The following is a 14,071-nucleotide window of genomic DNA, read 5'->3' as shown; positions in this document are numbered from 1 at the left end:
ACATTTAACATTTTACGTTAGCGCCCTTTGTTGAAACAACAAAGGGCGCTGATGCTTTAACCGATACAGAGGCTATAGACTCGTATGTATAATGATCATTTGGAATTACGCGTTAACTACGCAACAATTGTGGCAGTTTTCAACACATTCCGATAAGGATAGGAATGGAAAACATGTCTACGTGCAAACCGTCCCAATGAATCTGCATTGACAAATTTTATATAGTCATTTCGTTGGACACCAAAATACTCATATTGGCTACCATCGTGAAAAGTGATCGTTAAAACTTGAGCTTTCCAATCGATATCCTGAATACCTGAATTTGTGATTGTCTTAGTATAGATAGGTAATTGTTGCTCAATTGTCTCTGGACAGATGCTTACCAAGAAATGATAAGCTTCAATCATTTCCACACTTTTTTGTTCCGCTGCCAAACGTCCTTCTTCATCATTGACAAATTTATCCGGATGACATTCCTTCATAATGGTCCGATAGGTGGATTTTAGGGTTTTGAGATCCACTGATTTATCCACATTTAACAACTTACGGTAGTCGGCAATTTTTTTCATGGCGGCAAAGATATGCTTAATAATCAGATTATTTGCAATATCCTGAAAATAAGATTATTTTTTACCTAGGGTTTTTAGATACAGTTGTTCAACCTTCTCACGGGCCCAAGGAGTTTTCCTTAGGAAAGTTAGTGAAGATTTTACGCTCGGATTTTCATTGAAGCATCGGATAGATATCCTTTGCCCCAATTCTTCCCATCCATAATATTCCACTAAATATTCGATGATTGTATCCAACCGTTTTCCATGTAATGGATTGTTGACTTGTTCTTGCATGCTGTAAAGTTAGCAATCTTTGTCTATTTTAAATTGCTTTTTACTACAATGTTATGCTATTTGGGATCATGCATTGGTATTTTAGCTAGCATTTTGTAAGCTGTTTTGCCAGCTGATCAAGTTGTTGCTCAAGTTTGTCATCCCAGATATTTCCCTCTGCATCCAGTTTTCCTTTGACGCCCTGAATAAGGAGGTTTCTTTCGGGATCAAGTTGGGCTCCAAGTCCCTGCATAATGCGTTGTAGTTCGGCATGTCCCGTTTCCCCTTGTGCCGAAGCTGTAATAATGCTGACGGGCTTTTCTGTAAAAACTGTTGTTGCGGCACACCATTCTAGTAGATTTTTCAATCCGCTGGGTACACTGAAAATATATTCCGGACTGCTGAACAATATCAAATCTGCGTCCTGAATGACCTGACGCAAGGCAACGATCTCGATGGGTGGTTGTGAGGTGCTTTCTTCAGGATCGAAATGTGGCAGTTCCTTCAAGCGGTCAAAGAGGACTAGATTGGCCTCGGGGTTTACTTTATGTTGGAGATGACGTACGAGCTGATGATTGGATGAATGTGCGCTCGCGCTACCGATGATCGCGAAAATGGTTTTCATTGAATATATTTTAAATAGCTATAAGAAGCCTGATTGTTTAATTGTTAATTTGCTGATGTTTACTTATCAATTTTACCGTATAAGGTTTTGAAGCGACTAATTTACGATTATTGACCCAAATGATTGATATGGTTTTGGCAATGACAATTTAGGAGCCTATACAAGATAAGTATACCTAAAGATAAAAACTTTTTCCTTTTACGGATTAAGTTTATACTTTTGGAAATAGGGACTTATATTAGCTTTAATACGGATGATATGCTTTTGTTATGAGAAATAAAATGGGGTACCGCTTGTTGTGGGAGCGTATTCGTACTGGAGACGAGGCCGCATTTTTTGATCTGTACGGAGCACTTTATCAGGAGCTTGTTAATTTTGGAATTCGTACCTGTGGTGATACGGATCTAGCAAGCGAAGCGACGGATCAGGTTTTTGTCAAGATCTGGGAAAAAAGAACGCAGCTTGAACGCGTTGAAAATGTACAGTCCTACCTCATTACCTTCCTAAAAAGGCGTATGCTACGCTTAATCGAAAAGCAACATAAAATCAATACGGCACTCCAGAATGTAAAAGCGGAGGATGAATGGATTGAAATGCCTTATGAAGAGTTTGTGATCAAGGTGCAAACCAATGAGATTATTCAGATCCGTTTAAAAGAAGCATTGGAGAAACTTTCGTTTCGTCAAAAACAATTAGTCAACCTTAAATTTTTTGAAGGTTATACGTACGAAAAGATCTCAGAAATCACGCAGATGTCGGTAAAAACAGCGTACAATACGCTTTACGATGCCTTAAAGATATTGCGGGAAGAGCTGAAGGATATTTAAGGGCTGAACGTTAAGCCTAATATCTTTGCGAGGAATGGTCTGGTAAACTGCGGCGGTACCCTATAGCTTTTTACGTTAATTAAAAAAATAAATAACTGTATATTAGGTATTTGTAAAATATCTTGTTTTTTTCTTAGGAAAAAGATCAGCTCTTGGGCACTATAGGATAAATACCCATTAGAATGAGCCAAAAAGATTATAAACAGTTAGAAGATTTTTTGATAGACGATACTTTTCAAAAGTATTGTTCAGGAGAAGATAAAAACTGTGTCCTTTACTGGCAACAATACTGCTTAAATCATCCGGAGCAGGCCGAAACGATCCTAAAAGCAAAACGCCTTTATCAAATTTTAGTTGGAAACCGTAAATCTATCCATGAACAGCTGGAAAGATTGAAGACAGATCTCCAACATGTGCCAATAGAATCTGTATCCATCCGCCAGATGAGCTGGCAAAAGTGGGCAACTATTGCTGCGGTGTTTGTTGCTATAGTGACCGCGGGGTTATGGTACTATTCGGCTCCCGTGGATGATATTGTTCCACAGCCAATGACACATATTGGCCAGGTTTATCAGACAAAAAAGGGTGAAAAAAAGACCTTTGAGCTTATTGATGGGAGCACCGTTACCCTCAATTCAGCGAGTAAATTGGAGCTGTCCTCGGATTTTAACGCTGATTTGCGTCAGGTTCGTTTAGTTGGCGAAGGGTATTTTCAGGTCGCCAAGAATAAGGAAAAACCATTTATGGTGCAGGCTTCTGATTTTGACATCAAAGTTTTGGGAACGACCTTCAATGTGAAAAGTTATCCCGAGGAACCAACGGCCGAAGCTGTACTGGTGGAGGGATCTATTGAGATGAAAAGCAAAGGACAGCGAGAGAATTCTGTTGTCATCAAGCCAAATCAAAAGATTACCATATTTAAAAACCAAGCTGAGCTTGCGGTAAATGCAAGCAAAGGTAATAAGCCAAGCCTAAGCAAGCTGCCCATTAAGGAAATTGCAATCGAGAATATTCCCGTTGTGGAGTCAAATACGACCGAAATACCCGATATCGCATGGAAGGAAAATAGATTAGAAATCGTGGACCAAGATTTCGAATCTTTACGAAGAACATTGGAACGCTGGTATGATGTGGATATTCAACTTCAAAGTGAGCAATTAAAAAACTATCGCTTCACGGCAACCTTTAGCAAGGAGAATATTACTCAGGTATTGAGTGCTTTACAGAAAGTCGAACCATTTAAATTTGAATTGTATGGGAAAAAAATAACTATCTCAGAAAAATAAAAAGGATGGTGGACCAACACCATCCTTCATTGAAAAAATGATTAACCAAAAGCAGCAACATTGGGGCGTGCTGCTTAATATTAATTTTAACCAACACTAAAATATGATTAAAAATTGCTTATTGCAAATGCGCAATGGATATATTGTGCATTTTAGATTCATTATCCGGATGAAACTAGCCTTAATTATGACTACGTGTGCTGTAATCAATGTTTCAGCATCTGTATTTTCCCAAAAAAAAGTGTCCTTGGATGTTCAAAAAACCAAACTAAGCAAGGTACTTAAACTCATCGAAGAGCAAAGTGATTATTATTTTGTCTATAATTCGACAAATGAGAATTTAAATAAAGAGGTTTCTGTCAATGTCAATAATACGAAGGTATTGGATGTTTTGGCGAAGCTTTTCAATAAAAGTGGGCTGGTTTACTCGGTTTCCAAAGAGGGGCTTGTAGTGGTTAGTCAACAACAGCAAGTCGTTGTTTCGGGTATTGTAACAGACGACAAGGGAAATCCCTTAGCGGGGGCGAGCGTACGTGTTAAAGGTACTGCTGTGGGTCGCGCGACAGATACGAATGGCCGGTTTTCCATCGATGCCGCTACCGGTAATACCTTAATTGTTTCTTTTGCAGGCTATGGATCACAGGAAGTGCTCGTGACGAAGGATGGTGATATGAAAATCATCTTGATCGAAGACAACAGAATGTTAAATGAGGTGGTGGTGACAGCACTGGGCATGAAAAAGGAAAAACGCTCTTTGGGTTATTCCGTAACACAAGTCGCTGGCGAGTCGTTGACCACAGCACGTGAAAATAATGTGATGAATTCGCTTGTCGGAAAAGTAGCCGGTTTGGATATTAGTGCTACTTCAGGTGGAGCAGGGGCTGCGTCGAATGTTACCATACGTGGAGTTTCCAGTATCTCGCAGTCCAATCAGCCTTTATATGTGATCAATGGTATTCCAATGGAGAGCAAGCCCGTTGGAGTTGGCAATGCCAATTCCAGGGGAAACTCGGGGAGTCAATGGGACAATGCACCGGATCTGGGCGATGCAATCAGTAATATCAATCCTGATGATATCGAAAGTATTTCGGTATTGAAAGGAGCGGCGGCTTCCGCATTATACGGTTCGCGGGCTAAAGCGGGGGTTATTTTAATTACGACCAAATCCGGAAAAGGTAATTCCATCGATTTTAATAGCAATTATGTCGCGGAAAGAATTATCGACCAAACGAATTGGCAACAAATCTATGGTCAGGGGGCAAACGGTGAAAAACCTGCTGATGGCAAGGCTGCTGCACAGGTTGGAGGATCGAGCTGGGGCGCGAAATTGGACGGTAGTCAGGTGCCTCAGTTTGACGGTGTATCGCGACCATATTCCTATCAATCGGGTAATCTGGGCCGTTTTTATCGGACAGGTTCAACTTGGACAAATACCTTGGCTTTGAATAAAACATTTGAGGGCGGTTCAATCCGTTTCTCAGGTACAGACGTTAAAAACAATTCTGTTGTTCCCAATTCGGGCTTAAACCGACAATCATTTAATTTGGTCGGTCTATTTGAACCATTGAAAAGATTGACCATCGATGCGCGTTACAACATGATCCTGGAACAAGTAAAAAATAGACCCATGGTATCCGATATGTCAGGTAATGCTAATTTTAACGCGATGTTCCTGCCAACCAGTGTCAATGTGAACGATTTAAAACCTTGGAAGAAAGAAAACGGGTACGAGCTTCCTTTTACAACAGGTAATATCTACGCGACCAACCCTTGGTTTGCAGCTTACGAGTTCCAGAATAATACAAAAAGAGATCGCTCAATTGCTTCATTAACCGCGAAATATACGCTTGAAAATGGACTATTTATCCAGGGGCGTGCTGGTCGTGATGCCTATACAGATCATTATCGAAATGTTCTACCTACCGGAACAGCCTATTATGAGTATGGAAAAATAAATGAACAGGATACAAAATTTGCAGATATCAATGCGGATGTCTTAGTGGGCAAAGCTTTTAGTTTTGGGGATTATACAGTGACACCAAATATCGGTGCTAGCTATCGCAATACAAAGATGTCGCAGTTAACGAACTCAGGAACCGATTTTATTATCCCTTTCGTTTATAATATATTAAATGCCAAAAATAAATCCGTCAATTACCTGGAAAGCGAGTCGGAAACTCAGTCTGTATATGGTACAGCCGAGTTTGCCTATAAGGATGTGTTTTATCTGACCGGTAGCTTGCGCTCGGATTGGTATTCTACTTTGGCAACGCCGGGTTACAACAATAAATTGAATTCAGTCTATCCTTCCGTTTCAGGATCATTCATATTTTCGGAGTATTTCAAACCCTCTTGGTTGTCATACGGTAAATTAAGAGCAGGTTTTGCTCAGGTGGGGCAGGCTACTGATCCATATCAGACCTTATTGAGCTATAATTTTAGAGGCGAAAATTTAAATGGAGCACCTTTGGGCTCGATTAATAATAGGAATATACCAAACACTTCATTAAAAGCTTCGATTGCAAATGAGTTGGAAATCGGTGCTGAACTTCGCCTACTGAACGATCGTTTGAATCTAGATTTGACCTGGTACAACAAGAAATCCAAGAATGAAATTATCTTCAATACGACAACACCGGCAACTGGGTATGCAGCAGCTGTACTGAACTCGGGGGAAATGCAAAACAAAGGTTTTGAAGCATTGATTTCAGCGACCATCGTTAAAGCTGAAAACTTTAAATGGATTTCTTCGCTAAATGGATCTTATAATGACAATAAGATCATCTCATTGGCAGATGGATTGAAGGATCAGCTCGTTGCAACCTCGCGTTCCAATGTTGGATTTATCATGAATAAAGTGGGGCTGTCCGCATTTCAGGTAATGGCTTATGATAACAAATATGACAAGGATGGTAACATCGTAAAGTTAGCTGATGGTTCACCTGACCGTGGCGAATTAAAAGCTTATGGCTCTGCAATGAATAAATGGTTTGCGGGATGGAATAATGAATTTAATTATAAAAATTTCAATCTGTCTTTCCTGATTGATGGTAAATGGGGCGGGAAATTGTTCTCGGCGACAGACTATTATGGTTATATCTGGGGATTACATCAGCATACGGTGGAAAGACGTGAGGAGATCGGAAGAGCGGCTGCTAAATACTACGAAAATACTGCCAACAACGTCTCTAAGAACTTTGTCAACAGTGCCGACTTTATAAAATTTAGACAATTAATCATTGGTTACAGCTTCCCAACAGCAATGTTTAATAATAAAATTAAATCTTTAAATGTAAGTGTTGTGGGACGGAACCTCTTTACATTAATGCGCAAAACCGATAATATTGATCCGGAATCAAGTTATAATGCAACATTCCCAGGTCTTGAATTGGGGGGTGTACCGGCCATCCGTACGTTTGGAGCAAACTTAAGTGTTAAATTTTAAACCTAACTGAAATGAAAGCAATGATTAAACCGATTATATCTACGCTTGCCCTTGGTCTATTATGTGTGATGGGCAGCTGTACAAAAGATTTTGAAAAAATAAATACTGATCCAATTTCTTATGGTAAGGAAACCTGGGATCCCAATTATACTTTGTCCTCATCCCAATTATTCTATACGGGCAGTTTTGACTTTGCTTATGATACCTGGCGCGGAAATTTGATTTATTCGGCGACGATGATGCAGGGATTATCTACAGTAATCAGTTATTGGGCAGGTGATAAATATTTGTTAAATGAAGGGTATACTGCTGCTTACTGGGGGAACGGAACAGTAGGAGCGTATATTGAGCAAGTAAGGAATATTCAGGACGTTATTGTCAATACCAAAGGAAAACCGGAGCTGAATAACTTATATCAGGTAGCCCGTATCTGGCGTGCCGTTATCTTTGCCAGGCTAACCGATCTCTATGGCGATGTACCTTATTCAGAAGCAGGTGTTGGATTTTATGAAAAGATCTATAAACCCAAGTTTGATAAACAACAGGATATCTATACAGATCTACTAAAAGAAGTTGACGAAGCAGTCGCCGCTTTAAAGACAGATGGCGATCGTGTTTTTGGGGATGTAATCTATAAAGGGAATATTGATAAATGGAAACGTTTTGGAAATTCCTTTTTGTTGCGTCTAGCGATGCGCCTAGTAAAAGTGGATGAAGCTAAAGCAAAACAATATGCTACGAAAGCTGTAGCGAATACATTGACTAGTAATACCGAAAATGCATACATCACACACGATGAAAGTGGTTCGCGCGTGACTCAGAATAGAAATTCACAAGTCTTGTTGGGTGATGGGGGACAGGAATGCTATTATGTGAAGTGGTCAAATACATTTATTGATTTTCTAAAGAAAAATAATGATCCTCGTTTAGGTTTAGTAGCAGTGACTAAATTATATTTAAAAGACGATGTTAAAGCCCAGAATCCAGATTATGTAAGTAATGCCGCCGTTCAAAAAGGAATGCCAAATGGAAAGGATTTGAGTTCGGATCCTAAATATAGAATTGGCAGTGATCCGAGTTTTACGACGTTTCCGGACTATTCATCGCCAAATCCAAAGATGATAAAGCGGAATGGTATCACATTTATACTAACCTATGCTGAGACAGAGTTGTTGAAGGCTGAAGCTGCACAACGGTGGGGCATTGGCGGTTCGGCTGCTGAGCATTACAAAAATGGACTGAAAGCTTCTATTACATATTTGAATCAATATGATGCAGAATTAGCGGTTCCAGATGCGCTCGCAGAGTCTTTTGCTGCTGCAAATCCTTATGACGCAAGTAAGGGGTTGGAGCAGATTAATACACAGTATTGGGCGCATACGATTACGATGCTTGACTTTTATGAAACTTGGGCCAACTGGAGACGCACGGGATTTCCAAAACTGGTGCCTGTAAACTACCCTGGAAACGCTACTGGTGGAACTATTCCACGTCGTTTTCCATACCCTTCTACCGAAGAGGCTATTAACGGTGAAAATTTCAAAGCTGCTGCTGCAGCAGTACCTGGCGGTGATAATCTTGCAGGCCGGGTCTGGTGGGATAAATAATCACAATGGTTTGTTTTTTTTGAGGCTGAACTTTCGTAGTTTGGCCTCTTTAAACCTTTTATAAAATAATATGAACCTAAAACATCAAATTTTACTGATCGCAGCCTTGCCCTGCATCGCCTTTTCCTGCAATAATGCAGGTGAGAAAAAGACGGAAAATGAGACTACAAAAAACAACAAGCTGAGCGGAACATACAGACTCTTAGAAGCGAAGACCATCAAAGAGAAGGATACGGTGACAGCTTTCACCGATACAGCAAAAACTGAAATGTTTAAAATGTTCAACGAGGATCATTTTTCGTTTTTCAATCATGATAAGGAACAGGGAAAAGGAAAGGAGCCTCATTTTATTGCAGGCGGTGGAACATATTCGTTTGATGGTAAAAAATATCAGGAGCGACTGCAATACTGTAGCCTGCGCGACTGGGAAAGTAAAAAGTTTGATTTTGAACTGGAGTTTAAAGGAGATACCCTTATCCAACACGGGGAAGAGAACTTGCCTGAATTAGGAGTGAAACATACCATTATTGAAACGTACGTGAAAATAAAATAAAGGCAGTCTTATTAAGGAGTTCATAAAGCTTCATGCTATATATTTGTTAATGCAGGCACCCATGGAATTTTTCATGGGTGTTTTTTTTAGGTTAAAGGATTAAAAAGTTCATTTTTAGCGATCTGCAACAGCTGGTTATTTATTTTAGAAAAAAATAAAATTAAATTGCAACATTTTCCAGAACAATCCGACTATACAATAGAAACATAAGAATTAACGATATTAAATAGTAAACGTGCAAAACCAACTTAGCGATAAAGAGTTATTAGCGATGTGCCAATCCGGTAATGAGTCGGGCTTTGCACAGCTCTATCATCGCTATGCGAAGAAGATTTTTAATTCGATCTATCGGATTTTGTCAAATCAGGAGGAAAGTGAGGATGTTTTGCAGGAAACTTTTATAGAGTTTTTCTCAAAGTCGGATAAATGGCAGGCGGTACTTAGTGTGGAAGCCTGGTTGAGACGGATGGGGGTGAATAAGGCTATTTCTCTTTTACGGAAAAATAAGCAGTATTATACGCCGATCGACGATCTGGAAATTCAGGATGAAGGCGACGATGATCTATTGGAGAAAGAATGGCGAGAATGCCGGCTGACGGATTTAGAATCGGTCATTGACCAGCTGACAGGGATACCCAAAATGATTATCAATCTGTATCTTTTTGAAGATATGAGCCATGACGAAGTCGCTGAATCTTTGGGAATGACAGCGGTAGCGGTGCGTAGTCAATATCATCGCGCCAAAAAGAAAATTTACGAACAATTGAAGGAGAGGTATAATTATGCGGGATAATTTGAAGGATTTTGTGAACGCCAATCGGGATGCATTTGACCGTAAAGAACCGTCAGCGGACTTATGGAATAAAATCAGACCACAGGTTGTTCCCCAGGTAGAGGAAAAGAAGATAAAACCTTTGTGGCGATGGGCGAGTATTGCGGCGGCTACATTATTGGTCGGAACTACAGCTTTTGTGATCTTCAATCAGGAGAAAAAGGATGATCGCATGGACAAAGTGGCCGTTTTGAAATCCAGCCCTGTACAGCAGAAAGAGCCGGAGGAAATTATGCGCCCTTCCCAACGGGAAATTGTAGCAGAAGCTGAACAGAAAGAGTCTATAAGGTCGATACAGACGATGACGAGTAAGCAAAAAACGCATCTTGTAGCTAACAGAACTGCGCAAAAGATAGCTGTAGAGAGGGAAGAAGAGCATGAAAAAGATTATATGCAAATGCTCCAGGATTCAGTTAGGGCAAGTACACGTCTGGCGGCAGTACTCGCGCTCCAAAAACAGGGAAATCTGAAAAAAGATGAGACACGGGCTCTAGAGAAAATCGCTGTTTCGGACGAGAGTAGTAATGTGCGTATGGCTGCGATCGAGACCTTACTGGACGGAATGACGCCGGAAGTTCGGCAACAAAAGGTTCAGGACTTTTTTGTCGCGCAGAATGATCCTACATTACAGGTTGAGCTCATGCAGATGATTGCACAAAGAGACGAACCGGAAATGAAAAATAGTACGAAGGATAAGCTGAACGCGATTGTAGAAGATCCTTTTACCTTGAAATTTGTGAAAGAGCAAGCGTATGCAGTACTGCTGCAGCAATAGGAAGAATACTAACAATATCACTATACAATGAAGTTGCAGAGACGTGAGAAGCTAATGGAATAAACCTCTGCACTTCAACAAACAAAAAAAGAGTTCGGGCTTTGGAACCCATAAATGCCATTGAAAAAATGGGCAAGGTAATAATAACTATGATAATGATGAAAAAGATAAGATTAATAATGATGGGAACGGCACTGATCTTTGCCAGTGCAGTACAGGCGCAAATAACGGAAAATGCGGAAGGCGTCGTTCCGCCAAAGGCCCCTAAACCGCCAAGAGCAATGCGAGGTGCGGGTGGAAACAGCGAGAACCGAGTATGGAAAGAAATTAAAATCCCCAACTTAGGCGAAAAGCTCCTGTTGAAATTTGATAACGTCTCTATTGAGGGATATAACGGAAAAGAGGTTGTGATTTCCGCTAAAGTAGAAGAAAAGGAAGAGAATGATCGGGCGAAAGGCTTGCGCGTGGTAAATGGTTCTGGCTTGTCCGACAACTCAGGTATGGGAATGAATATTCAAACTACCTCGGGTGTTACGGAAGTCAGTGTGGTGGGGATGCCATTGGAGGATGTTGTAAATGTTCGGGTTCCTTACAATCTACCGGTTAGCGTAAAAGGTCGTGGCGGTTTCTTTAATGGTAGTGGTATCGAAGTAAAGGATATCCGCGCGGAAGTGGAGATTTCCAGCACGATGGGGGATGTAAAGGTAACCAATGTCACTGGACCGCTCAGTGTAAAAGTCGCTCAAGGTGATGTGATTGCCAAATTTGTGCAGCCAGTCAAAGGACCTATTTCACTCATTGCAGCAATGGGGGCGGTGGACGTGGCCTTCCCAGTAAAATTTGGCGCTAATGTAGATATGAAGACCTCAATGGGAAATATCTATGCTGCTGATGAATTTCAGTTCGAAAACCCTGTCGAAGAACCTAAAAATTCTTACATCATGTCAAATACTGTCAAGGGAAAAATGAACGGTGGTGGCCAGGATGTGATCTTGAAGACTTCTATGGGAGATATCTATATCAGATCCCAAAAATAGGAAGGATCCTGAAATAGACCAACTGGTTTTTAAAATGAAAAACCTTAAATACCCTAGGGGCATTTAAGGTTTTTTTTGTTCTGTCAATTCGATGCGAGAGCTGACATTATCTTTTCTGTTCCATACGAACTAAATATTGATCATGCTCGTCTTCATATAGAATCTGGACAACCCAGCCTAGTTCATGGGCTATTTTTATCAGTTTATCCTGGTCCAAATAAAGCCATTTGAAAGGGTTCCCCTTTTGACCTTTGTACTCGTACTGATACTGGATCTCTCCAAAATAGTGGCTGGGCTTTTTGATGTTATAATCTTTATACAGATAACTGATATCTGAAGAATCAAAAATGAGTTGTCCTTTATCCGTGAGAAGCTCCTTACTATGCTGTAAAAGCATTTTAAAACCCTCAATATCACCAGCTATACCTATACCATTCATGAGAAACAAAAGTGTATCATACTTTTGTCCACTGAATTCATAGAAATCCTGGCAGATGATATGTTGCACACCACGTTGTTGCATAATGTGACAAGCCGTTTGTGAAATCTCCAAAGCATCAACCTCAAATCCCTTTTCTTGTAAATATAGACTATGACCGCCCACACCGGCCCCTACATCCAACACCCGGCCATCACAGAGCGATAATCCAATGAATTCCAGTTCTGGAAAATCGTCAGCATCTCTAAAGAAAACATCCACAGGCATTTCATCTTCATCCCCGTAGCTTGTATGTAGTATTAAAGGGAATTTTTCTTCCTGATGGATAAAGTAATCATCCAGGGCCTCACCATATACGTCTCTATACATTGTCATTATCAATCATTAATACTTTTTTGGCGATATAGATGGAATCTTCGTCACCGGTATGTTTCATGGGTTCGTCCGATAGCTTGATGACCGGAGTCCATTGATCATCTTCCGGAAGTGCATCAGTCATTTTGATTACAATATTCATGGGTTTAAGTCCCACATCATTGGTAAAGTTCGTTCCTACACCAAAAGAGTGTAATATTTTGCCTTCACAATAGTTTGCGATTCTTTCCACTTTTTCATAATCAAGGCCATCGGAAAATATAATTGTCTTTGAAAGTGGGTCTATGCCATTTTTCTTATAGTGTGCGATAACCTTATCGGTAAACTCGAGTGGGTCACCACTGTCGTGGCGTACGCCATCAAATAATTTGGTCAGCTTTTTATCGAATTGCTGGAAGAAAACTTCCGTTGTATAGGTGTCCGATAACGCAATTCCGAGGTCACCCCGATAAACATCAGACCAATGCTCCAGCCCCAAAAGGTTGGCCATCTTGTAGCCATATTTGGCCGCATGAAACATAAACCATTCGTGGGCATGGGTACCGATTGGTTTGGTCTCATATTTCATGGCCAGGTGGACATTACTGGTTCCGATAAAAGTTTTTTCACCATATTGTTTTAGTGTACGGACGACCAAGTCGTGCACTTCGTAAGAGTGACGCCTACGCGTACCAAAATCGGCAATGGTAATATGCAGTTTTTTATATTTTTCAATTTTATCTTTGGCTGTTGCAATAACCTCTTCATCCGATGCACGAATCAGACCCTGCGATTCATAGAAAAGTTCACATATCAGTGACATTAACGGCACCTCCCAAAGAATGGTACGATACCAGTATCCCTCAATAACAACCTCGAGATCAGGGCCGTCCTGCGTGATTTTTATTTCATCGGGATCATAACGGTAGCCTTGCAAAAAATCAAAATAGGTAGGATCAATGTAGGGGCAAGTCCGGGCAAAGAAGGCTTTCTCAGCTTTTGTTAGCCGCAGGTCTGCCATTTCATTTACAGCCTCCTTTAAAAGAATGTCAAACCCCTCCGGAAACTTATGGTGCCCCCGATTGATAAAGTGGTAGCGTGCTTTTGCCTTAGGAAAAAGCTTAACTACCGCATTCTGCATCGTGAATTTGTAAAAGTCGTTATCTAATATAGAGGTGAATGAAGCCATCTTTATTGCGCTGATTTTTGTTTGAAGCCGTAAATTTACTAATTAACATGAAAATGTGCGGATTGTTCATCACAAATAAAACTTTCATCGTTTCATTAGGCCCGAAGTAAGGGTGTTTTATTTGAATTGCTAAAGAAAAGTACACAATCCACTTGGGGCCACAAGGATGGAAGCATCTGTCATTTACTGGAGGGTGAGCCCAGAGCTGCCTATGCAAGATAGCGGGAATAACTGTAATTTATAAGGTCAAAAAAACGGGGGCAGTGATGTGGACTGCC

The 14,071-nt window shown here is 40.6% G+C and carries 13 protein-coding genes; 8 read left to right on the top strand and 5 right to left on the bottom strand.

All coding sequences use genetic code 11. The features are described 5' to 3' along the window. Positions 1-116: 116 nt before the first annotated feature. From ACK8HY_RS09020 to ACK8HY_RS09010, 3 genes are all read right to left on the bottom strand, one after another. Entirely contained in the window at positions 117-569 is a 453-nt protein-coding gene (locus tag ACK8HY_RS09020) for a KTSC domain-containing protein (protein ID WP_416133397.1), read from the bottom strand. Between the two features lie 54 nt (positions 570-623). Further along, positions 624-845, bottom strand: coding sequence for a VF530 family DNA-binding protein (locus tag ACK8HY_RS09015; RefSeq protein WP_077438399.1), 222 nt, complete (start codon positions 843-845; stop codon positions 624-626). A gap of 85 nt (positions 846-930) precedes the next feature. Continuing rightward, positions 931-1,449, bottom strand: coding sequence for an NADPH-dependent FMN reductase (locus ACK8HY_RS09010; protein WP_077438398.1), 519 nt, complete (start codon positions 1,447-1,449; stop codon positions 931-933). Positions 1,450-1,718: 269 nt separating this feature from the next. Here ACK8HY_RS09010 and ACK8HY_RS09005 point away from each other — a divergent pair, with 269 nt between their 5' ends. The 8 genes from ACK8HY_RS09005 (at position 1,719) to ACK8HY_RS08970 (ending at position 11,811) form a co-directional block, all read left to right on the top strand. Beyond that, on the top strand, positions 1,719-2,276 hold the full coding sequence (locus tag ACK8HY_RS09005; RefSeq protein WP_077438397.1) for an RNA polymerase sigma factor: 558 nt from the start codon (positions 1,719-1,721) through the stop codon (positions 2,274-2,276). A gap of 182 nt (positions 2,277-2,458) precedes the next feature. Next, positions 2,459-3,562 carry a FecR family protein gene (locus tag ACK8HY_RS09000; protein ID WP_416133396.1) on the top strand — a complete coding sequence of 368 codons (1,104 nt, stop codon included), beginning with the start codon at positions 2,459-2,461 and terminating at the stop codon, positions 3,560-3,562. 187 nt (positions 3,563-3,749) lie between these two features. After that, entirely contained in the window at positions 3,750-7,007 is a 3,258-nt protein-coding gene (locus ACK8HY_RS08995; RefSeq protein ID WP_416133395.1) for a SusC/RagA family TonB-linked outer membrane protein, read from the top strand. 11 nt (positions 7,008-7,018) lie between these two features. Continuing rightward, positions 7,019-8,614, top strand: coding sequence for a SusD/RagB family nutrient-binding outer membrane lipoprotein (locus tag ACK8HY_RS08990; protein WP_416133394.1), 1,596 nt, complete (start codon positions 7,019-7,021; stop codon positions 8,612-8,614). A gap of 70 nt (positions 8,615-8,684) precedes the next feature. Further along, positions 8,685-9,167, top strand: a complete 483-nt coding sequence (locus ACK8HY_RS08985; protein WP_416133393.1) for a hypothetical protein — start codon at positions 8,685-8,687, stop codon at positions 9,165-9,167. 235 nt (positions 9,168-9,402) lie between these two features. Further along, positions 9,403-9,960, top strand: a complete 558-nt coding sequence (locus tag ACK8HY_RS08980; RefSeq protein ID WP_139351235.1) for an RNA polymerase sigma factor — start codon at positions 9,403-9,405, stop codon at positions 9,958-9,960. Beyond that, entirely contained in the window at positions 9,950-10,774 is an 825-nt protein-coding gene (locus tag ACK8HY_RS08975) for a hypothetical protein (protein WP_416133392.1), read from the top strand. The genes ACK8HY_RS08980 and ACK8HY_RS08975 overlap by 11 nt, the downstream gene beginning before the upstream one ends. Before the next feature lie 155 nt (positions 10,775-10,929). Next, complete coding sequence (locus ACK8HY_RS08970; protein ID WP_416133391.1) at positions 10,930-11,811, top strand: DUF4097 family beta strand repeat-containing protein; 882 nt, start codon at positions 10,930-10,932, stop codon at positions 11,809-11,811. Between the two features lie 106 nt (positions 11,812-11,917). Here ACK8HY_RS08970 and ACK8HY_RS08965 read toward each other — a convergent pair whose 3' ends face one another. After that, positions 11,918-12,619, bottom strand: coding sequence for a class I SAM-dependent methyltransferase (locus tag ACK8HY_RS08965; protein WP_077438390.1), 702 nt, complete (start codon positions 12,617-12,619; stop codon positions 11,918-11,920). Then, positions 12,612-13,793, bottom strand: a complete 1,182-nt coding sequence (gene pncB, locus ACK8HY_RS08960) for a nicotinate phosphoribosyltransferase (protein ID WP_077438389.1) — start codon at positions 13,791-13,793, stop codon at positions 12,612-12,614. The genes ACK8HY_RS08965 and pncB overlap by 8 nt, the downstream gene beginning before the upstream one ends. Positions 13,794-14,071 lie beyond the last annotated feature (278 nt).

Origin of the sequence: Sphingobacterium sp. NGMCC 1.201703, from assembly GCF_047784615.1 — a bacterium.
Taxonomy (GTDB): domain Bacteria; phylum Bacteroidota; class Bacteroidia; order Sphingobacteriales; family Sphingobacteriaceae; genus Sphingobacterium.
This window is presented reverse-complemented; position numbering and strand designations above follow the sequence as displayed.

Coding starts and splice junctions, on each gene's coding strand:
- ACK8HY_RS09020 (WP_416133397.1), bottom strand. CDS start 569: ATGAAAAAAATTGCCGACTACCGTAAGTTGTTAAATGTGGATAAATCA.
- ACK8HY_RS09015 (WP_077438399.1), bottom strand. CDS start 845: ATGCAAGAACAAGTCAACAATCCATTACATGGAAAACGGTTGGATACA.
- ACK8HY_RS09010 (WP_077438398.1), bottom strand. CDS start 1,449: ATGAAAACCATTTTCGCGATCATCGGTAGCGCGAGCGCACATTCATCC.
- ACK8HY_RS09005 (WP_077438397.1), top strand. CDS start 1,719: ATGAGAAATAAAATGGGGTACCGCTTGTTGTGGGAGCGTATTCGTACT.
- ACK8HY_RS09000 (WP_416133396.1), top strand. CDS start 2,459: ATGAGCCAAAAAGATTATAAACAGTTAGAAGATTTTTTGATAGACGAT.
- ACK8HY_RS08995 (WP_416133395.1), top strand. CDS start 3,750: ATGACTACGTGTGCTGTAATCAATGTTTCAGCATCTGTATTTTCCCAA.
- ACK8HY_RS08990 (WP_416133394.1), top strand. CDS start 7,019: ATGAAAGCAATGATTAAACCGATTATATCTACGCTTGCCCTTGGTCTA.
- ACK8HY_RS08985 (WP_416133393.1), top strand. CDS start 8,685: ATGAACCTAAAACATCAAATTTTACTGATCGCAGCCTTGCCCTGCATC.
- ACK8HY_RS08975 (WP_416133392.1), top strand. CDS start 9,950: ATGCGGGATAATTTGAAGGATTTTGTGAACGCCAATCGGGATGCATTT.
- ACK8HY_RS08970 (WP_416133391.1), top strand. CDS start 10,930: ATGATGAAAAAGATAAGATTAATAATGATGGGAACGGCACTGATCTTT.
- ACK8HY_RS08965 (WP_077438390.1), bottom strand. CDS start 12,619: ATGTATAGAGACGTATATGGTGAGGCCCTGGATGATTACTTTATCCAT.
- pncB (WP_077438389.1), bottom strand. CDS start 13,793: ATGGCTTCATTCACCTCTATATTAGATAACGACTTTTACAAATTCACG.